This window comes from uncultured Rikenella sp., assembly GCF_948810725.1.
In the GTDB taxonomy this organism is placed as follows: Bacteria; Bacteroidota; Bacteroidia; order Bacteroidales; family Rikenellaceae; genus Rikenella.
Genome location: NZ_CAQIVA010000005.1, coordinates 52,942 through 72,000, shown reverse-complemented (window position 1 = coordinate 72,000; position 19,059 = coordinate 52,942). Strand labels below are relative to the sequence as shown.

At 60.8% G+C, this 19,059-nt stretch carries 16 protein-coding genes, 1 tRNA gene and 1 other RNA gene; 10 read left to right on the top strand and 8 right to left on the bottom strand.

The window, feature by feature from the left end:
• Positions 1–64 precede the first annotated feature (64 nt).
• The 5 genes from Q9S52_RS03710 to Q9S52_RS03690 all read left to right on the top strand — a co-directional run bounded on the left by Q9S52_RS03710 (position 65) and on the right by Q9S52_RS03690 (position 3,895).
• On the top strand, positions 65–1,561 hold the full coding sequence (locus Q9S52_RS03710) for a regulatory iron-sulfur-containing complex subunit RicT (protein ID WP_304708201.1): 1,497 nt from the start codon (positions 65–67) through the stop codon (positions 1,559–1,561).
• 4 nt (positions 1,562–1,565) lie between these two features.
• Positions 1,566–2,093 carry a hypothetical protein gene (locus Q9S52_RS03705; RefSeq protein WP_304708200.1) on the top strand — a complete coding sequence of 176 codons (528 nt, stop codon included), beginning with the start codon at positions 1,566–1,568 and terminating at the stop codon, positions 2,091–2,093.
• A 30-nt stretch (positions 2,094–2,123) separates the two neighbouring features.
• The gene (trmB, locus tag Q9S52_RS03700; protein ID WP_304708199.1) at positions 2,124–2,867 is read left to right on the top strand and encodes a tRNA (guanosine(46)-N7)-methyltransferase TrmB; all 744 of its coding nucleotides are present in this window, start codon (positions 2,124–2,126) and stop codon (positions 2,865–2,867) included.
• Entirely contained in the window at positions 2,864–3,751 is an 888-nt protein-coding gene (locus Q9S52_RS03695; RefSeq protein WP_304708198.1) for a 4-hydroxy-3-methylbut-2-enyl diphosphate reductase, read from the top strand. The genes trmB and Q9S52_RS03695 overlap by 4 nt, the downstream gene beginning before the upstream one ends.
• A gap of 73 nt (positions 3,752–3,824) precedes the next feature.
• Positions 3,825–3,895 (top strand) — tRNA-Cys (locus Q9S52_RS03690).
• Here the strand turns inward: Q9S52_RS03690 and Q9S52_RS03685 are convergent.
• Both Q9S52_RS03685 and Q9S52_RS03680 read right to left on the bottom strand, forming a co-directional pair.
• Positions 3,895–4,320, bottom strand: a complete 426-nt coding sequence (locus tag Q9S52_RS03685) for a hypothetical protein (RefSeq protein ID WP_300828255.1) — start codon at positions 4,318–4,320, stop codon at positions 3,895–3,897. The two genes, Q9S52_RS03690 and Q9S52_RS03685, sit on opposite strands and share 1 nt — an antisense overlap.
• Before the next feature lie 13 nt (positions 4,321–4,333).
• Positions 4,334–4,756 carry a hypothetical protein gene (locus tag Q9S52_RS03680; RefSeq protein WP_300828254.1) on the bottom strand — a complete coding sequence of 141 codons (423 nt, stop codon included), beginning with the start codon at positions 4,754–4,756 and terminating at the stop codon, positions 4,334–4,336.
• A gap of 77 nt (positions 4,757–4,833) precedes the next feature.
• Here Q9S52_RS03680 and Q9S52_RS03675 point away from each other — a divergent pair, with 77 nt between their 5' ends.
• Positions 4,834–5,472 (top strand): hypothetical protein, encoded by a 639-nt coding sequence (locus Q9S52_RS03675; RefSeq protein WP_300828253.1) that lies wholly within the window; start codon positions 4,834–4,836, stop codon positions 5,470–5,472.
• A gap of 103 nt (positions 5,473–5,575) precedes the next feature.
• Here the strand turns inward: Q9S52_RS03675 and Q9S52_RS03670 are convergent, their stop codons facing one another.
• From Q9S52_RS03670 to mltG, 6 genes are all read right to left on the bottom strand, one after another.
• Entirely contained in the window at positions 5,576–6,586 is a 1,011-nt protein-coding gene (locus Q9S52_RS03670) for a S41 family peptidase (RefSeq protein ID WP_304708197.1), read from the bottom strand.
• Positions 6,587–6,590: 4 nt separating this feature from the next.
• Positions 6,591–7,157: a hypothetical protein gene (locus Q9S52_RS03665; protein WP_304708196.1), complete on the bottom strand. Its 567-nt coding sequence runs from the start codon at positions 7,155–7,157 to the stop codon at positions 6,591–6,593.
• Positions 7,150–10,371: an efflux RND transporter permease subunit gene (locus tag Q9S52_RS03660; protein ID WP_304708195.1), complete on the bottom strand. Its 3,222-nt coding sequence runs from the start codon at positions 10,369–10,371 to the stop codon at positions 7,150–7,152. The genes Q9S52_RS03665 and Q9S52_RS03660 overlap by 8 nt, the downstream gene beginning before the upstream one ends.
• The gene (locus tag Q9S52_RS03655) at positions 10,368–13,451 is read right to left on the bottom strand and encodes an efflux RND transporter permease subunit (protein ID WP_304708194.1); all 3,084 of its coding nucleotides are present in this window, start codon (positions 13,449–13,451) and stop codon (positions 10,368–10,370) included. Before Q9S52_RS03655 ends, Q9S52_RS03660 begins: the two co-directional genes overlap by 4 nt.
• Positions 13,452–13,789: 338 nt before the next feature.
• Entirely contained in the window at positions 13,790–15,355 is a 1,566-nt protein-coding gene (gene lnt / locus Q9S52_RS03650; RefSeq protein ID WP_304708193.1) for an apolipoprotein N-acyltransferase, read from the bottom strand.
• A 34-nt stretch (positions 15,356–15,389) separates the two neighbouring features.
• Positions 15,390–16,469 carry an endolytic transglycosylase MltG gene (gene mltG, locus Q9S52_RS03645; RefSeq protein ID WP_304708192.1) on the bottom strand — a complete coding sequence of 360 codons (1,080 nt, stop codon included), beginning with the start codon at positions 16,467–16,469 and terminating at the stop codon, positions 15,390–15,392.
• Positions 16,470–16,574: 105 nt separating this feature from the next.
• On the opposite strand from mltG, the gene ffs reads away from it, so the two are divergent.
• The 4 genes from ffs (at position 16,575) to Q9S52_RS03625 (ending at position 18,984) form a co-directional block, all read left to right on the top strand.
• Positions 16,575–16,673: signal recognition particle sRNA small type (gene ffs, locus Q9S52_RS03640), an RNA gene on the top strand.
• Between the two features lie 119 nt (positions 16,674–16,792).
• A complete protein-coding gene (locus Q9S52_RS03635; protein ID WP_300727947.1) occupies positions 16,793–17,407 on the top strand; it encodes an L-threonylcarbamoyladenylate synthase in 615 nt (204 codons plus the stop codon).
• Between the two features lie 26 nt (positions 17,408–17,433).
• The gene (locus Q9S52_RS03630; protein WP_297626163.1) at positions 17,434–18,021 is read left to right on the top strand and encodes a DUF4199 domain-containing protein; all 588 of its coding nucleotides are present in this window, start codon (positions 17,434–17,436) and stop codon (positions 18,019–18,021) included.
• A gap of 15 nt (positions 18,022–18,036) precedes the next feature.
• Positions 18,037–18,984, top strand: a complete 948-nt coding sequence (locus Q9S52_RS03625) for a glycosyltransferase family 2 protein (RefSeq protein ID WP_304708191.1) — start codon at positions 18,037–18,039, stop codon at positions 18,982–18,984.
• Positions 18,985–19,059: the final 75 nt, after the last annotated feature.

Genomic DNA, 19,059 nt, shown 5'->3' with positions numbered 1-19,059 from the left:
GTCATACCTTTGTACATTCAGGCTCCGACCGTTTTGTCGTCGGGGCATTCAATACGCGAAGAGGATGACTTGTCAGAAAAATATTACCCGGGGATGCTGCTTTTCGACCGACGCCAACGGCGAACCGACGGCGCAAAACTGTCCGGGGGCGCATAAACTCGAAGTCTTCGACTGGATGGCCGATCTGCCCGATCCGCTGGCCGAAAACGCCATCTACGAGGTGCAGTTCAAAAACACCCGGAAGGGATACTACTGGAACAATACGGGCATCTCGCTCAAGGTGGGCGACATCGTGGCCGTCGAGGCCAGCCCGGGACACGATATCGGGATCGTCACCCTGACGGGCGAACTGGTGACCCGGCAGATGAAGCGCACGGGCTTCAATCCGCAGGGGCTCGAATGCAAGAAAATCTATCGGAAGGCGAAACCTTACGACATTGAAAAGTGGCAGGAGGCCATCGGGCTGGAGCATCAGACGATGATCCGCTCGCGGCAGATCGCGGCAGACCTGCACCTCAATATGAAGATCGGCGATGTGGAGTATCAGGGGGATAAGTTGAAGGCCATCTTCTATTACATTGCCGACGAACGGGTCGATTTCCGCGAACTGATCAAGGTGCTGGCCGACCAGTTCCGCGTTCGGGTCGAGATGCGCCAGATCGGCGCACGGCAGGAGGCGGGACGGATCGGCGGAATTGCGCCGTGCGGACGCGAACTCTGCTGCTCGACCTGGATGAACAGCTTCTCGTCGGTCACGATCGGGGCGGCAAGGCATCAGGAGATCTCGCTCAACCCGCAGAAGCTGGCGGGACAGTGCGGCAAGCTCAAATGCTGTCTCAATTACGAATTGGATTCCTATATCGATGCGCGGCGGGCGTTTCCGCGGCTTAACGGGCCGCTGGAGGCGATGGACGGCAGCTATCATCTGGTCAAGAGCGATATCTTCAAAAAACTGATGTGGTTCAGCCCCGATCCGCACTCCACGGCGGTGATGATTCCGCTGACCACGGAACGGGTGCGGCAGATCGTGGTGATGAACCGTCGGGGCGAGAAGGTGGACAAACTGGAGGATGCGGCGTTGCTCGCGGCGCAGCATAGCGCGCCGGCAGAGCCGGAGATCAAGAATGTGGTGGGCGAGGAGAGCATCACGCGGTTCGACCACGCACGGAGCGGAGGTCGGAAGCGGGGCGGACAGGGACGGAACCGGGGGAATGGCAATCGCGATAACCGCGAGAACAATCGCGACCGGGGCAATAATCAGCGGGGAGACCGGACGGAAAAGGCGGAGAAATCGGAGAAATCGGGCGGCGGGCGGCCTACGGCAAGACCGGAAATGGCGGCTCGGGCCGAAGCGGACGGACGGGCGGAGGCACGACCGACGGCGAGGCCGGAACTGTTGGCCAAGGCGAATGGCGAGCAAGGCGGAGCTGGAAACGGAGGGGGGAATGGCGGTAATAACGGCGGCCGGGGAGGAAACAACTATCGGAACCGCAGTCCGCGGCGGAGGCCGGGCAATCGCTCGCAGGGCGGAGGAACGAACAACGGCGGGCAGGGGGCTTGACGGCATGGGGCGGAGGATCGGATACGGATGCGTGTTCTTCGGCCTCGTGTGGGCCTCTCTCCTGGTGGGGTGCAGCGGGGGGAAGTATATGGAAATGTACGACTTGCCGCGCGAGGGGTGGGGACGGGAAGAGGCGGTCGTCTTCTATTTCGAGACCGACTCGGCGGCGGGGGCGAGGGGGGGGCAGTGGATCGATATCTCGATCCGGTATGACGACGACTATCCGTATGTCGCTTTGCCGCTGGTGATCAAGGCGGTGACGCCCGACAAACGTTTTTGGGCCGACACGGTCGAATTCGCACTGAGGAGGCCGGCGGCAGACGGAGAGCCGGGCGAAGGGGCGTATCGCAGGGCCGGAAGGCACTATTCCAATCACAACGATATCACGCGTCGTTACCGCAGCGGCGTCCGGTTCTCTCAGCGGGGAGAATATGCGCTGTCGGTGCGCCAGCTGACCGGGACGGAGCGGATCCGGGGGATTCGATCCATCGGGGTCGTCGTCAGCGGAGCGCGGCCGGTGCGGAGACGGTGACCGCTCTTTTTTGTGAACCTGTTTGCGAGCATGGGAAAAAATAAACTCAAAAAATTCAGCGAAAATCTCACCTTTCGCTGCCTGATCCAACCGCAATTCGAAGAGGTATTCCGTCACGACCACCCGCTCAAGGGGAGGTGGCGGAGCGAGTTCTTCGGCAACGATCGGCCGATCGTGCTGGAACTCGGATGCGGACGCGGTGAATATACCGTCGGGCTGGCTGAGGCCGATCCGGCGACGAACTACATCGGGGTCGATATCAAGGGGGCGCGGATGTGGCGCGGGGCCAAGACGGCTACGCAGAACCGGATGGCCAATGTGGCTTTTCTGCGGACGCGGATCGAATTCATCGACTCGTTCTTCGCGCCGGGCGAGGTGGATCAAATCTGGATCACCTTTCCCGATCCGCAGATGAACAAACGGAGGGTGGCCAAGCGGCTGACGGCGCCGGGATTTCTGGAACGCTATGCGCGTTTCCTGAAACCGGAGGGGACGATCCACCTGAAGACGGACTCGGGGCACCTGCACGAATACACGAAGGCGGTGCTGGCGGCCAATGGGATGGCGCCGACGGTCTGCTGCAACGATATTTACGGGCCGCAGGGGATTGCCGATGCGGCGCTGGCGATCAAGACGGCTTACGAGACGCGCTTTCTGGCGGAGGGGCTGCCGATCACCTATCTGCAATGGTCGCCGGGAGGGAGACGGGAGTTTGCGGTGCCGGATTTTCCGGCCGACGAGCTGCTGGTGGGGGAAAATACGCCGGTGCGATGAGAATTGAAATCGACGAACAATCGGGCTTCTGCTTCGGGGTCGTCAAGGCGATCTCGACGGCCGAGGAGTGGCTGAGGGCCAGAGAGGGGGCGGTGTGGTGTCTGGGCGATATCGTCCATAACCGGGTCGAGGTGGATCGCCTGGAGCAGTTGGGGCTGCAGACGGTCGGGCATGACCGGTTGCCGGAGCTGGCCGGCCGGTGCGTGCTGATCCGGGCGCACGGCGAGCCGCCGGCGACGTATGCCGAGGCGCGGCGTTACGGAATCGAACTGGTGGATGCCACTTGTCCGGTGGTGGCGAAGTTGCAGGAGCGGGTGCGGCGGGCGTGGGAGGCGATGCGGCGGGTGGAGGGGCAGGTCGTGCTGTTCGGCAAGCCGGGGCACGCCGAGGTGGTGGGGCTGACGGGGCAGACGAACGAGGAGGCGATCGTCATCGAGTCGGAGGCCGATCTGGGACGGATCGATTTCAGCCGGCCGATCTGTCTGTTGTCGCAGACGACGCAGAGCCTGGCGCAGTTCAATGCCATTCGGGACGAGATTCTCCGGCGGGCGGAGCGGCCTGAGACGGTGGAGGTGCATGACACCATCTGTCGGCAGGTCTCGAACCGGAATCCGCACCTGCGCGAGTTTGCCGCCCGGTTCGATGCGGTGATCTTCGTGAGCGGCAGCAAGAGTTCGAACGGCAAGGCGCTCTACGAGGTGTGTCGGAGGGCGAATCCGCGGACGTACAAGGTGGAGGAGGCGACGGAGCTCCGGCGGGAGTGGTTCGAGGGGATCGCATCGGTGGGGGTGTGCGGGGCGACGTCGACGCCGAAGTGGCTGATGCAGCGGGTGGCGGATGCCATCGCCGGTTTTTCGGCGGAGGGCGGTTCGTCGGAGCGGTGAAATGGGGGTGTTTGTCGATTCGCGTTTGCGGATTCGGGAAAAAACGCTATCTTTGCCCTGCAATTTACAATCGGGTCGGTTGGCCGAGTGGTTAGGCAGAGGTCTGCAAAACCTCGTACAGCAGTTCGAATCTGCTACCGACCTCAATTCAAGAAGCAGGTTTTGATATGTGGTTTTACCCGTATCGAAACCTGCTTCTTGAGTTGAGGGTCGCTCCAGCCGTCGCACAACGCTTCGTCCGAGGCGTAGTCGTCCCACGGAACGACCATCCGCCATGTCCCGGCCTCCAGTACACCGTATCGGTCGTTTTTCTCCACTCCGTAATAATATCGGCCATTACTACACTGCAAGGGCCAGATATAGTCGTATTCCGTATCCGGCAGGACGATATTCCCGCGTAAATCCATCAATTCCCACTGTTTCCCGTCCGGCGAAACGGCGGCGAGGTCTTCGTGCAGGGAGCGGGTTATCGGGTTTTGCCGCTCCGTCCGATGCTGCTGCGCCCGGAGGGGCAGTACGTTCAATCCCGCTCCCAGCAACAATCCGAACCATCCGATCGATATTTTCATGAAAAAAGAATGATCAATTCTTATTACGCTTCGCATATCGGTATCCCGCCCAAAAAACCGGCGCGAAATAACCGCTCGCCCAGATGAAATAGCCAATGAACGATCGGACTCCCGCGCTCCACGAGGAGGCATGGCATCCGAAGAGTTCGTACCAGACAAAGATGCTGCATACGGCTACCGGGCAGGCTGCGATCCAGGTCAGGAGACGGTACTTGCCGGGATGTCGTCTCAGGAGAATCAGGTAACCGTAGGCATAGAGCGTGACGGGAATCGAAATCACACCGTAAATGAACAGCAGGATTCCGTCGCCGATCGGCCCCGGATCTGTCTCCGCATGCTCTCCCCACAGGGCGTCGCCGGCCGCATAGAGCCCGAAAATCAGGATTTGGCACAGCATTCCCGCCGCGGGCGAGGCCCAGTATCGAACTGCGTTCATTCGGAAATAATTTGAATGTTGTTAAATCGTTTCTCAAATATATGCACTATCTTGCGGATATGATTCATTATTAGGTCATGAGGCTGCTTTTTTATGGGTTGCGGCGACCGTCGGGATGGTCGGATGCTCTTCACCCGCTACTCGGCGGACGACCTGACGCCCCGGGGCGAGATTCGGGGGCGGACAAGGGGCGGGTGGCGGTGGAGGTCGGATTCCAGGTGCTGTGCGATCGGGGGAACGGGTTGTCGTTCAAGGAGGAGCTCAGCGATACGATATGTCGTCTGAGCGGCGATTCGGTGCGGCCTGCCTGCCGGTTGGAGATGGGGCGGTATCGATTCCCGGCGGAAAAGATGACTTTCGAGGCGATGAACGAGTGGCCGGATTACTACCGGCTGGTGGATCTGCTGGCCGGGGATCGATATCTGTTTCTTTCGCTCCAAAACGGGCTGATGGGAGATCGGACGCTGCTGGTGTATGACAAGAGCGACGGGGCGTGCTACATCCCGAAGGGAGATGACGGGCGACAGGGGCTGTTCGTGGACGGGGTGCGCTTTACGCCACGGAGCCTCCGCCGGAACCGGCTGGTCGGCGAACTCGATCTGCTGGATTTGCTGGATCGGAAAGAGCGGATAACGGATCCGGCGTTACGGGCGGTTGCTGCCGGCGTGACGGAACGGAGTAATCTGGTGGTGGCGATGCTGCCGCTGAAGGAGTAAATCCGTCAGGCTTTCCTCCTGATTGTGCCGTTTTTGCGTAAAAGTCGGAAAACCAGCTTTTCATTGTAGTGAAAGGGAAATTGCTTGTGGCTTTTCAATCCGATCATTTCGAAAGGTGTTGTTCCTGCAACCAGCGGAGGAAACGCGGGAGAATGCCTTCTTCTTGCTTCCCGGCCAGCCACTCCTCGCAGGAGATCGGCTCGGGTTGCAACGGAATGTCCACCGGTTCGAACTCGAACCGTGGTGCATGAACATCATTTCGTAAACTCGAATAGGGAATCGTGAACGAAAAATCCGTATACGGCAGCCTGACCCATTGCGCATTTCCGCCGCTGATGCTCGCATAGCCTCCACAAGGCTCGCCCGCCGTCAGGCCGATCTCCTGCTCCTTGAAATGCTGGGCAAAGAGCTGCGCTGCCGAGTAAGTCCCAGAACCGGTCAGCAGGTAGACCGCCTGCCCCCGATACCGGTGTTTCAGAACCGAGTCCGGCCGGAAACGAAGATCGTACACCATGTCAGTCGTGAAAAAGTTCCCGTCCGGAATGCTGTCCACATACGCCGCCATCTGTTCCTGTTGTTCGGGTGTCAGGCCGAACAGGTCGTACTGCGTGTTCCGAATCACGGTCTTGATCTTTTCGCGGTTCGCGTCCGTCACCCGATAGGCCTTGTTCGCATCCACCGACCGGGTCGTCAGGTAGTTCAGCGTCTTGTAGACGTTGTCGATCATCCCGCCGCCGTTCCCGCTGATGTCGAGCACCAGCGTGTCGATCCGGTTCCGGTCGACCCATGCCATGGCCCGCCGCAGCTTTCGGGAATAACGCCGGTCTTTCTTACCCAAGCCGAGAAGCATAGCCACCGGACTCTGACCCACAAAATAATCGATACTCACCACCGCGCTGTGCGCGCCGATCCGCTGTCGGGAGATCGTCTTGTCGCCGAAAAAGAGACTCCACACATTGTCGTCCCTGGATCTTTGTCTCTTCTTTTTAGCTATTTTCCGAAGTTCTCCGCGGGTCATGCCGGCCAACGTAACCGTATCGACCCGTTCGCTCCCCGGCAAAACGTACTCCACCCGATAGGGCGCCTGTTCTCCTTCCATGAACAGAAAGTTCATCAGGCTATACCAAATAGGCAGGTTCTCCCGTTTCGATGATAGAAAAGCCCTCGCCGTCCTTCTCCCAAGCAGGTATGGAGCGCATGACACAGGCCATCTCCTGCGCCGACCGGCCGTTCACACGAAGAATCCGGGCATCCTCCGGCAGGTGTCCCGTAGGGTCTCTCTGAACGAACGTCGTCCTGTCTTTCCAGTTCTTGATGCTGATCGGAAACAGCGTGTCGGTCGGCTGGAAGACTCGATGACGGTTGTAATACGTCATGTCGGAAAAGGTGAAATGGCCGTCCTGGATCAACGTCCCCGTATACCGCAAGGCATACAGATATTCGTTCTGCGTCCTGGCGGCTTGCAGTTTCTCGCGTAGCGCCTCCACCCGTTTCTCCCACTCTTCGTCGCTGGCTCCGCGGTGACCGTAGATATATACGGAGTCGATCTGGCGAACGATAAACGCCAACTCCTCGTCCCGCTGCTCCCGGGTCAGGAAGGTGCTGTCCGCCGGCTCCTGGGCCTGCGCCGAAAAGAGCGTACCGGTTAGAAGAAGGATAAGAAACCGATTTCCCAATTTAGTCATGATGTATGGTTTTGGTACTGTCGATATATGATTTTCTTGGCTGTTTCAGGGGCAGGAAGATTGGCAGGAAGAGCAGGATTGCGATCAGCGAAAAGAGCATACCCCCCATCGCTCCCGCGGCGAACGAGAACCAGAAGGGTTCGCGGCTCACCACCACGAACGGAACCAGCCCCAGTACCGTCGAAAGCACGGTCAGCAGGATCGGCACGATCTTGCGGTTGTAAGCCCGCAGGTAGGTCGGCAAACCTGTCCGCACACCGTTCCGAAGGAAGAGGTTGTAGTCGTTGATGAGGTAGATGCCGGCATTGACTACCAGCCCGCTCAGCAGGACGAACGAGGCGAAGCCGCCCTGGTCGAACCGCAACTCGAAGAGGTAAAAGGTCAGAAAAACGCCGATGAACGAGATCGGAATCATCGCGATGATCACCAGCGGCTGGCGAAGCGATTCGAAGAGCACCGAGCAGATGAAGTAGATGATGACGATGATCAGGCCCAGCAGCCAGTACGGTGTGCCGCCGCCATCGCCCCACCAGCCTCCGCCCCGGTCGTTCGCTACGCTGTAGCCCACCGGCAGCTCGGCCCGCAGCCGCTCCGCCTGTCGGTCGGTGAAGCGGTTCGCCAGCTCGTAAGAGCCCACGAAATCGAATGCCACGATCAGTGAATACTGTTGGTTGTATTTGTAGATGTTGTTTCCCGAGCGGCGTTTGGCCAGCTCGCCGAGCTCCGAGAGTTTGACATTCCGGTCGCCGACCGTCAGGATGTCGTTCCGCATGTGCCAGGCGTCGAACCGTTCCGCTTCGGAAGAGACCAGCACCGCCTGTTCCATCCGTCCGTCGTGGTAGAACGACGGCAATCCCTGGCGGTAGACCTGTTCGCTCAGCGTCCGGTAGTAGGCCGACGGGGTCACGCCGTACAAGGCGAAACGGTCGAAATTCAGGTCGAGGTAGAACTCCGTCCGGTTGTCTTTCCCGCCGAAGGTGACCCGCCCCATGATCTCCGGGTCGGACACTCGCGGGTTGACCGAAATCGAGTCCACCAGTTCCTGCGCATAGCGGTAGAGTTGTTCGTAGTTGTAGCCCCGCAGTGTGATCCGGTTCGATTTCCATCCCGAACTGAGGCTGTTGTTGAATCCCTGCCCCACGCCGTAGATGCTCCAGTCGGCGCCGCCGAGGCTGATGGCCTTCGAGGTGGCGAGGTCTTTCAGCCGGAAGGCGAAGCCCTGCCGGTCGGCTTCGGGTCGGAAGGTCACGGTGATCTGCCCGTTGTCGTACCCCGTGATCGAGGTGCGGAACATGTCGATTTCGTCGAATCCGCTCAGGAAATTCTCCATGTCGCGCATCGTCTCGTTCAGCTGGTGCACGGTGCACCCCTCGGGCAGCCGGGCGCCGATAATCAGCCGCGTCCGTTCCGGATCGTTATAGAAGTTCGAGTTGTAGACCTTCTTGGCGAAGAGCCGCATCGAACCGCCCAAGGCCCCTTCGAACCACTCCTTGGCTTTCTGCTGATAGAAGGTGCTGCCGATCGTGGCGTTGTAGGCCCGTACCCAGAGGGTCGAATCCCGGGCCGGATCGTTCTTGTGCTCGATCTTGGCGGGCAGCAGCTGAACGGGCAGGCCGAATCCCAGCACCGCCGCTGCGATAAAGGCCCATCGCCACCGTCGGGCGAATCGCAGGAACCGGGCGTAGCGGGCTGTCATCCGTGCGGCGCGCCGTTTGCCGCGGGTGCGGAAACGGCGTGCCCGTTTCGAACGCTGTCGTCCGTAGATCGGGCTCTTGTCGAGCAGGGCGGGGATGAAGAAGACCGAAATCGCCATCGAGACGACGAGGTTGATGACGATGACGGCGCAGAAGTCGACCAGATTCTCGCGCTGGCTCTCGGGCAGGAAGAGCACGATGCTCAGCGCGCCGATGGTGGTGAGCAGGGCGCCCATAATCGCCAAAAATACCCGCCGGTTGCGGAACCGGCCGTAGTGGTCGATCATGATGATCGAGGTGTCGATGATCATCCCGAGCGAGACGGTGATGCCGGCCAGCGAGTAGAGGTGGATCTCCAGCCCGAAGAGGTTGTAGAAGATGAAGGCCACCAGCACGTTGCAGGCCAGCGTCAGGACGATCATCCAGAGGTAGCGCCAGCTCCGGCTGGTGAGGAAGACGAAGAGCAGCAGGATCAGCACCGACAGCCCCGTCCGCCAGTAGATTTTGCTGAGCTCGCCCCGGATATAGACCGAGGTGTCGTCGGCCAGTAGGATGGCGTAGCCCGGCGGCAGCGAGGCGCGGATCTCTTCGACTTTCGCTTTCAGGGCGTCGGTCACCACCAGCGTGTTGACGTGCTTTTCGGCGTAGATCGTCAGGTTGATGTTGTTCAGTCCGTTGATCCGGTAGTAGGTCTCGGGCAGCTTCTGGCGGTGTTCGACGGTGGCGACTTCGCCCAGACGAACGATCCGGCCGCTGCAGTTGCCCACTTCGATTCGTTCCCACGCTTCGGGCGGTACGGGGCGCGGCCGAAGACCGATGCGGATCTGTCGCGGTTCGCCTGTCCGGTCGTCCGTTTCGAGCGTGCCGATCCCCAGCTGGTCGTTGCGGGCCAGCCGTTGGAAGGCGTTCCGGATATCCTGTCCGGTCAGGCCGAGTGTGGCGCAGCGGTTCGGGTCGAAGGTCACGACCCACTCGAACGGCGTGGCGCCGGTCACCGAGACCTGTCGTACCCCTTCGACCCGCGAGAGGGGTTCGGCGATGTTCTTTTCGGCGTATTGCTCGATTTGCCAGGTGGGCAGGTCGGCGTTGATGGTGTAGGTGAGCACCGGCGAGGCGCTCTCGCCGTCCATCCCGGTCGAGAGCTGGGGGTAGGAGACGCCGTCGGGCAGCGAGGGGTAAAGCTGGCGCAGCCGCGACGAGATGTCGAACCGGACGGCGTCCATCCGGGCCTCTTTTTTGAAACTGAGAGAGATGCTGCCGCCGTCTTTGTAGGAGGCGGAGTACATCTCGCGGATGCCGGAAATGGAGGCGAGGGTGCCTTCGATTTTCGAGGTGACCTCTTGTTCCACCACCCGTGCCGAGGCGCCCGGCCAGCTGAACCAGACGGTGATCCCTTTTTGGCTCACGCCGGGCGCATATTGCACATGGAGCAGCGGGATCATGGCGATCCCAATCACCATCAGGGTCGCCATCACCAGAATCACGGTGAAGGGGGATATGCGTCGTGTCGGCGTGCTCATGACCGGGAAGAGGGGCGCCGTTTATCGCTCCGGCGGTAGATGAGGTAATAGAAGATCGGAATGAAGTAGACGCTGACGATGGTTCCGAAGACCATCCCGCCGATGATGGCGAGCGACAGCGGCCGCTGGAGGTCGTTCCCCATCCCGCCCGAGAAGAGGAAGGGCAGGATGGCCAGAATGGTCGTGAGGGAGGTCATGACGATCGGTTTGAGCCGCCGGTCGCCGCCGGTCAGCACGGCGCGCAACAGGCCGTGGCCTTCGCGCCGCAGCCGGTTGAAGGTGTCGACTTTCAGGATCGAGTCGTTGATGACGATCCCGCTCATCACCACGAGGCCGATCAGCGACATCAGGTTGAGGCTCGATCCGCACAGCCACAGCACTAACAGCGCGCCCGAGATGTCCACGACGATTTCGGACATGATGATGAAGGGTTGTACCAGCGATTCGAACTGCGAGGCGAGGATGAAGTAGAGCAGCAGCAGCGAGACGACGAGCACGGTCACGAGCTGTTGCAGGGTGTCGCGGCTGTCGAACCAGCCGCCCGAGAAGCCGACTTCGAAGTTGCCGTCGCGTTCCACCGCTCGCCGGACGACGTTCATCGTCTCCGGCACCTGTTCGTCGGCCACGTCGAGGTGCAGCGGGTAGTACTCTCCTTCGGCGCCCGAGACGATGCTCCGCAAGTCGCGGTCGGGGCTCTCGGTCAGGAGGAGCGATACGGGGATCTCGACCCGGTCGCCCGACAGTACGGTGTGGGTGGCCAGCACCTCCCGCACGGTTCGTTCCGCGGCCCCTAACGAGACGGGCAGGGAGTATTGTCCCTGCCGAATCTCCATAATCCGGTTCTCGTTGAAGGCGCTTTTCAGGGCATAGTAAAGTTCGTCGTACCCCACCCGGTAGAGCGACATCCGGTCGGGATCGGCGTAGAGGGTGAGGTGCTCCTGCCAGACGACGGGCTCGATCCGCACCCCCGGCAGACTGTCCCGAAGGGCCGCCAGCAGCGGATTGAGTTTGTCCGGCTCGGCGCTCCCCGCCGTGGGACGCAGCCGCGCCGTCAGGGTCGCGCCGGTCTCGGAAAAGATCATCTCGAAGATGTTCCCCGCCTCTTCGGTCTGAAAGGCGGCTTCGGGGAACTCCCGCTGCACGTACCGTTGTGCCCGCGCGACGACTGCCCCTAAGGAGTCCGGATCGTTCACCCGCACATAGACTAACGCCTCATTGTTTCCCGTCTCGCGGGTATGCGAGAGGACGAACTGTTGCCGGCCGGCCAGCACGGTGGCATGCTCGGCCCCTGCTCCCAGTTCGCCGACCAGCCGGTCTGTCCGGCGGCGGTTTTCGGCGGCGGTAATCGGCTGATTCCAGTCCACGTGCAAAATAATATCCTCTTTGTCCATCGCCGGCATGGTGCTCTTGTCGAGTTCCCGATAGAACCAGATGCCGGCCAGGGTGAATCCGGCGACGGAGAACCACACGAGCCGCTGGTGTCGGAAGACCCACTTGAGGCTCCGTTCGTATGCTCCGGCCATGTCCCGCACGCCGATTCGTTGCAGGATGCGGTTCCGGCCGCGCTGCTCTTTCCCGCGATAGAGCAGGTGGTAGTAGACGGGGATGATGGTCATGGCGACGATCAGCGAGGAGACGAGGCCGATGGTTACGGCCATCGCCTGGTCGTAGAACATGGCGCCGGCGATGCCGCTCAGGAAAATCAGCGGCACGAAGATCGAACAGGTGGTCAACACCGAACTGAGCAGGGCCGAGAAGACTTCGTCCGTCCCGACGACGACGGCCTCTTTCATCCGTTCGCCGCGGTCCCACCGTTGCGAGATGTTGTCGATGACGATGATCGAGTTGTCGACCATCATCCCGAGGCCGAGCATCAGTCCCGAGAGCGAGATGATGTTGATCGAGATGCCGAGGATGAAGAAGAAGAGCAGCGACACGAGCAACGACAGCGGAATGGTCAGCGTGATGAGGAGCGGGGCGCGGAAGTCCTGCATGAAGAGGAAGATCACGAGGCAGGCCAGCACGGCACCCACGATCAGGTTGCTCTCGAGGTTGCCGATGGAGTAGTCGAGCAGTTGGGTCTGGTCGCGTGTGAGGGTAAAGTCGATGTCGAGGTAGTCGTGTTCGAAATGGTGGACGAGGCGGTTGATTTCGGCTTTGAGGTCGCCCATCCGGGCGTCGGACTGCTTGATGACGGCCATGGTGACGGCTTCGCGGCCGTCGGAGAGGACGATGCCCTGGCGTTGTTGCGGCCGTTCGACCACGGTGGCGAGTTCGCCGAGGCGGAATATCCGGCCTTCGATGTTGAGGGGGATTCGTTCGATGTCGCGCCGGCCGGAGAGGGTGGAGTTGAACCGGATGTTATACTGGTACTGGCCGTCCCGGACGGTCAGGTTGCCCATGTTGATGTGGTTGGCCTGGATGGCGGCTTCGAGCTGCGAGGGTTCGATGCCCAAGGCTTCGAGCCGGGCGGCGTCGGGGATCACGACGAGTTCGGGGTACAGGCGGCCGCTCATGTCGACGAAGGCGACTTGCGAAAGCTGTTCGAGCCGTTTGGCGATCACGGTGGCGGCGAAGTTGCTGAGTTCGATCAGCCGGTTCTCGCGGGCACGGCTGTTGGCAGCTGCTCCGTCGGCGGGTCGTTCGTCGGAGAGGGTGAGGTTCAGATAGAAGGCGGGAATGTCGGTGGCGCTGGCTTTCACGACGGTGGGGCGCTCGACCTCTTTGGGCAGCGAACCCATGGCGCGGTCGATGCGCTCGTTGACGTCGATGAAGAGGTAGTCGATGTCGGAGCCGTAGTCGAATTGCAGAAAGATCAGACCGGCGCCGTCTTTGGCTTCGGCGGTGATCTCGCGCAGGTGGCCTGCCTGCATGAGTTGCGACCGCAGCGGGGCGATGACGGAGGCCTGAAGCTCTCGGGCGGGGGTGTTGGGGGCGTGGATCCGGACGGTGATCTGCGGAATGTCCACTTCGGGCATCAACGAGATGGGCAGCAGCCGAGAGGCCACGATCCCGAGCACGATCACGGCGATGGCGCACATGGTCACGGCGATCGGTCGCTCTATCAGTCTTCGAACCATAGCTTATTGCATAATCTTATTTTGTTTTGCTTGTGCTTATCGGGAGGGTACTGTTCTCTTTGTGAACAAAAAGAACCAAAAAAACTTTAGAGGATGCTTACGCATCCTAAAGCTGCCGGCGGCCCAGCTCTCGGACTCTTCTTTGGGCCGGGGATTCTTCCGGGCGCGATAATGCGGGAATTACCCTAACGCGCCCGGAGAACCCCGACCCAAAAGCAGTCACAAAGCCTGAGGACTGCGGAGCCTAAGGAGTAGCGTAGCTATCACGAAAGTTCTTTGCGCCGCTTTCTTACAAGAAAGCGGCAGTTCCCTGCGGGTAGACACAGCCAACGAACAATTTATTCATCAAGGAGCGAGCGTTTTCGGAAGCGCCACGCCACCGAGTAGAGCACGCACAACCCCAGTACCAGCAGCGACAAGCGCGCTACGTAGTCCCCCCCCCGGACATACGGCGTCAGCGAGTCGTTCGACCGGATGTCGCCCGCCAGCAAGTCCCGTTTGTCCCAGCCGCTGCGGTCGAGCACTTCTCCCCGCTGAGAGATGAGGCCCGAGATGCCCGTGTTCGCACACCGTGCGATCGCCCGGCGCGTCTCCACCGCCCGCAGCCGCGCATAGTTGAAGTGGTGCCTGTATCCCGGCGTGTCGCCCCACCAGCCGTCGTTCGTAATCACGAACATCACCTGCGCCCCCCGTCGCACATATTCCGTATAGTACGCTCCGTAGACCGATTCGTAGCAGATCGCCACCCCCGCGCGCGTTCCTTCCGGATTGACGATGAGCGTCCGGTGCTCCTGCCTCCCCAGCGAACCCGAAATCCCCCCCAGATCGATGTTCAGAAACTTCAGCATCCCGAACACCTTCGGATAGGGAAACAACTCCGCTCCCACCACCAGCTTCGATTTGTGATAGACCTGTACGTTCGAATCGGCCGCCGAAATCCCCAACGCGCTGTTATAGACGTCGTAAGAGATGCCCCACAGCGGGTCGGTGCGCGTCCATCGCCGGTGCGGCATCCCCTCCTCGTAACGCAACAGCGTGGTCGCCCCCGCCACCAGCGTCGCTCGCGGGAAACGCCGCATGAACCGGCGCAAGGTGTCGATTTCAGCATTTTCCCCCAAATCGTTCAGCCAGAAATCGCCGTCGAAGGCGGTCTCCGGCGTCAGGATGAACTCCACGTCGCGCGGCGCCCCTTCCGCTAAGCCGAGGATAATGTCGCGCTGCTGCATCGAGGTCAGACCGCCGAATTTCTCGTTGTACGGGTCGATGTTTGGCTGCACCACCGCCACCCGTACCGCCTCTCCGCCCTCTTCGTAAGTGGCGTAGCGAATCAGCGAGGCCCCGACCGGTAAGACTACCCACAAAATCGCCGGCAGTGCCGCCCGCCACCGTCCGGTGCGCCGGTTCTTCCAAAACCGGTAGAAGAGGATATTCCCCACCAGCACCCACAGCGAGCCGCCCAGTGCGCCGGTCAGTTCATACCACTGTACGACCTGCGGCGTGTCGGCGAACCCGTAGCCGAGCGTCAGCCACGGGAACGAGATTTCGTTGTTCAGAAAAAGGGTCTCGAACGCGATCCAGAGTGTGACGAACAGCGCCCATCCGACCGGTTGGGGTACTCGGAATCGCAGCCAGTGGAAGAGCAGGAAAGGGAGCAGGGTGAAAAACAAGCTCCCGAGCGGGATGCCGAACGTGGCCACCGGGGTGGCGATGCCGACCCACCACGTGGTCGAGACGTTCCACAAGGTAAACGCCGCTGCTACCCAGAGCCAGTAGAGCCGGGGACGCTCGTCGCCCAGCACGAGCAAGGGTACGAAGGCGAAAAAAAGGCTCCACCCGCCGCACCCCCACCAGGGCAGGGCGAGCAACAGGGCCGAGAGCAGGGTATAGAGGGTTTTTCTCAGCATCTCGTTTCGGATTTCTGCGATGAACGGCCCCGTGTTACCGGATGCCGCGACGGTTGAGTTCCGCGGCATAGGCCGTAGCGTTGCGGCTGTGCTCGGGCAGTGTCCGGGCAAAGGCGTGCCGTCCCGAGAAGTCCGACTTGGCGCAGAAATAGTAATAGTCGTGCCGGTTCTCCCGGTCGGCATAGGCCAGTGTCGCGTCTAACGCCGCGATCGGCGGCACGCAGATCGGCCCGGGCGGCAGGCCGGCATATTTGTAGGTGTTGTACGGCGAGTCGAACGCCAGATGTTTATGCAGCACGCGCCGGATGGTCGGATCGCCCACGGCGAATTTTACGGTCGGATCGGCCTGGAGCAGGATGCCTTTCCGCAGCCGGTTGATGTAGACGCCCGCCACCTGGGTCATCTCACCCCGGAAGTTGGTCTCTTCGGCGACGATCGAGGCGATGGTGGCGATCTGCTCCGGCGTGTATCCCAATTCAGCGGCCCGCGAGCGCCGATCGTCGTTCCAAAAACGGTCGTGCTCTTTCTGCATACGCGCCACGAACTCGCGCGGGGTCATCGTCCAGTAGACTTCGTAGGTGTTCGGAATGAAGAGTGACGGAAAGGTCGCCCGGGTCAAACCGGTCTCGGCAATGACCGCCGGGTCGCCCAACGTTTGCAGGATGGTCGCCGAATCCGCTTCGATATATTTCGCTACGACGCCCGCCAACCGATCCATCGTCCGGATGTTGTTGAAGGTCAGCCGAACCGGCGTCTGGCGACCGAAACTGAATGCCGACAAGGCCGCCCGATAAGTCTCCCCCTTCTGCAGGGCATAGTGGCCGGCCCGAACGGTGTCGCGGTCGAAAGCCCGGGCGTATGCGATCCATTTCCTGCCGTTCCGCACGTAGCCGCTGTCGACGAGCATCCGGCTCAGTTCGCCGAAGGTCGTTCCGGTCGGCACGTTCACGGCGCCGTTCCGGACGATGGCTGTGCCGAAGCGGTAGTCGTACTGTTTCCATCCGAAGATACCGACGAGGACGATCAGCACGGCGACCAGCACGAGGAGGATCGCCACCAGTTTTCGGCTTTGGCGGGCGGGTCTCGGGTGCTGATAAGGGTAGGAGGTGGTCATGGGATTGAAGATGTAACGCTTGTGTGATGGTTCAAAGATAGGGAAAAAACGAAAATCGTCGGAGCGGGTTGGGTAAATCGGGAAAAAGGTTTACTTTTGCGCCGTGGGTAAGTCTTGTACGACCAGCTCCTGCTGAATCCCCCAGGGCCGGAAGGCAGCAAGGGTAGGCGGTTGTAGCGGTGCGATGCAAGTAGCTTACCCACTTTTTGTTTTGTGTCTGTTCCTTTGTGTCGCCCGGGCCTGCCCTTTTTCTCAGAAAGGGAACCGGACACTTTCCCGGTGATCGTTCTCCCCGTCGGCAAAATGTGATAACTTTGTACCCTATGATTGTCAAACTATATCCCGAAAATCCCAACGAACGCACCGTCCGACAGGTCGTCGACATGCTGCGAGGCGGCGCCGTGATCGTCTATCCGACCGACACCGTCTATGCCTTGGGGTGCGCGCTGGATCAGCCGAAGGCCATCGACCGGCTGCGGACGATCCGCGGCGGAAAGGACTCTATGGAACTCTCGATCGTCTGCTCCGAGATCGGCGAGGTGGCCGAGTATGCCAAAGTGGACAACCGGGTCTTCAAACTCCTGAAACATAACCTGCCGGGGCCGTTCACCTTTATTCTGCCCGCCTCATCGCGGATTTCGGACAAGGTGATGGTGGGCCGGCGGACGGTCGGCGTGCGGATTCCGGACAACTCCATCGCGCAGGCCATTGTGCGGGAGCTCGGGATGCCGCTCGTCACCGCGTCGGTGCGGACGGACGATGTGGGCGAGGAGATCGAATACATCACCGATCCGGAGCTGATTCACGAACGCTATGCGGCAGTGGAGGCCGTGGTCGACGGCGGGATGGGCGACGTGCATGCCTCGACCGTGGTGGACTGCACGCAGGACGGCGAGATCGAAGTGGTGCGACAGGGGGTGCGGGAGTTGGAATTTTAATCGGACTCTATATCACAACATAAGTTATGGAAGAACAGGGACGTCCGCAGGGGGCGGAAACCGGTACCGACCGGCGGCTGCCGGGGCCCGATCCGGACTGGAAAGCGAAATACAGGGCCGAATGGCTCACCGGCGGATTGGTGCTGGGGCTGGCGCTCTTTGCGGTGATGGGGCTCGAATACCTTTTGCGGGGAGTGCGGGCTCAGGCGGGGTGGGTCGGTCTGTTGCTGGCGGTCGCTCCGCTGGCGGTGCTGGTTGCCGTGCTGGTGATCTACGGACGTCGCGGGGCGGCGTTGCGGGGAGCGCGATTTACGTACGGGAAGGCGTTCGGTTTCTCGTTGTGGATCTGTCTGCTGAGCGGGATTATTTACGGTACGGGTATCTTTCTCCTGCTGGAGGTGGTCGATCCGGTCTATTTCGGGCGGACGTTCGAACAGGCGCTGACGGTCTATCTCCAGGCCGGCATGCTCACAGTACAGGAGGGGCGCGAACTCATGGAATTGATGCACAGTCTGCCGTTTATGGTTGTCAGCGGGATTCTCGCTATGGTATTGCAGGGCGGTTTCGTGGCGCTGTTTACGTCGGCGGTGGTGCGGTATCGGGTTAATCAATAAGCAATCGGGAGGGTTATGGATATTTCGCTGGTCATTCCGGTATACAACGAAGAGGAGTCGCTCGTGCCGCTGATGGAGTGGGTGGCGCGGGTGATGACGGAGAACGGCTTCTCCTACGAAGCGATTTTCGTGGACGACGGCTCGACAGACGGGTCGTGGACGGTCGTTACGCAGCTCAGGGAGCGATATCCGGAGGTGCGGGGGATCCGCTTCCGGCGGAATTACGGGAAGTCGCCGGCTTTGTATTGCGGATTCGACGCGGCGCAGGGCGATGTGGTGATTACGATGGACGCCGACTTGCAGGACTCGCCGGACGAGATTCCGGAGCTCTACCGGATGGTGACCGCGGAGGGGTACGACCTGGTGTCGGGCTGGAAACGCAAACGGTACGACCCGATCGGGAAGACCTGGCCGTCGAAGTTTTTCAACTGGACGGCGCGGCGCGCCAGCGGAATCCGGCTGCACGACTTCAACTGCGGACTCAAGGCCTATAAGAAAAAAGTGGTCAAATCGATCGAGGTGTACGGCGAGATGCACCGCTTTATTCCGATCCTGGCCAAACAGGCCGGGTTCCGGCGTATCGGCGAGAAGGTCGTACAGCACCGGGCGCGGCAGTTCGGCGTCTCGAAGTTCGGCTGGGAGCGGATGATAAAGGGCTATATCGACCTCCTGACGGTGTTGTTTATGACCCGTTTCGGACGGCGGCCGATGTATATTTTCGGCGGGCTCGGAACGGTGATGTTCCTGGTCGGGCTGGTGATCACCGTCTGGCTGATCGCCGAGAAACTCTGGTTGCAGTATCACGGGCTGCCGCTGCGGCCGGTGACCGAACAGCCGCTCTTCTACATCGCCCTTTTGGCGGTGGGGCTCGGGATGCAGACCTTTCTGGCGGGCTTCCTCGGCGAGATGGTCAACCGCTCGGCGCCCGAGCGCAACCGCTATCTGGTGGACGAGCGGCTGTAGCGGCCGGGGACGGTTTTTATCTCCGCGGATGAAGAAACGGGCCCCAAAAATTGCGCAGATTTGAAAAAATGATTA

What these genes read in the sequence shown, in the direction of transcription:
- Q9S52_RS03655 (WP_304708194.1), bottom strand. Translation starts at nt 13,451, where the DNA reads ATGGTTCGAAGACTGATAGAGCGACCGATCGCCGTGACCATGTGCGCC.
- Q9S52_RS03675 (WP_300828253.1), top strand. Translation starts at nt 4,834, where the DNA reads ATGAGGCTGCTTTTTTATGGGTTGCGGCGACCGTCGGGATGGTCGGAT.
- Q9S52_RS03660 (WP_304708195.1), bottom strand. Translation starts at nt 10,371, where the DNA reads ATGAGCACGCCGACACGACGCATATCCCCCTTCACCGTGATTCTGGTG.
- Q9S52_RS03705 (WP_304708200.1), top strand. Translation starts at nt 1,566, where the DNA reads ATGGGGCGGAGGATCGGATACGGATGCGTGTTCTTCGGCCTCGTGTGG.
- trmB (WP_304708199.1), top strand. Translation starts at nt 2,124, where the DNA reads ATGGGAAAAAATAAACTCAAAAAATTCAGCGAAAATCTCACCTTTCGC.
- Q9S52_RS03695 (WP_304708198.1), top strand. Translation starts at nt 2,864, where the DNA reads ATGAGAATTGAAATCGACGAACAATCGGGCTTCTGCTTCGGGGTCGTC.
- lnt (WP_304708193.1), bottom strand. Translation starts at nt 15,355, where the DNA reads ATGCTGAGAAAAACCCTCTATACCCTGCTCTCGGCCCTGTTGCTCGCC.
- Q9S52_RS03685 (WP_300828255.1), bottom strand. Translation starts at nt 4,320, where the DNA reads ATGAAAATATCGATCGGATGGTTCGGATTGTTGCTGGGAGCGGGATTG.
- mltG (WP_304708192.1), bottom strand. Translation starts at nt 16,469, where the DNA reads ATGACCACCTCCTACCCTTATCAGCACCCGAGACCCGCCCGCCAAAGC.
- Q9S52_RS03625 (WP_304708191.1), top strand. Translation starts at nt 18,037, where the DNA reads ATGGATATTTCGCTGGTCATTCCGGTATACAACGAAGAGGAGTCGCTC.
- Q9S52_RS03665 (WP_304708196.1), bottom strand. Translation starts at nt 7,157, where the DNA reads ATGACTAAATTGGGAAATCGGTTTCTTATCCTTCTTCTAACCGGTACG.
- Q9S52_RS03670 (WP_304708197.1), bottom strand. Translation starts at nt 6,586, where the DNA reads ATGAACTTTCTGTTCATGGAAGGAGAACAGGCGCCCTATCGGGTGGAG.
- Q9S52_RS03630 (WP_297626163.1), top strand. Translation starts at nt 17,434, where the DNA reads ATGGAAGAACAGGGACGTCCGCAGGGGGCGGAAACCGGTACCGACCGG.
- Q9S52_RS03635 (WP_300727947.1), top strand. Translation starts at nt 16,793, where the DNA reads ATGATTGTCAAACTATATCCCGAAAATCCCAACGAACGCACCGTCCGA.
- Q9S52_RS03710 (WP_304708201.1), top strand. Translation starts at nt 65, where the DNA reads ATGACTTGTCAGAAAAATATTACCCGGGGATGCTGCTTTTCGACCGAC.
- Q9S52_RS03680 (WP_300828254.1), bottom strand. Translation starts at nt 4,756, where the DNA reads ATGAACGCAGTTCGATACTGGGCCTCGCCCGCGGCGGGAATGCTGTGC.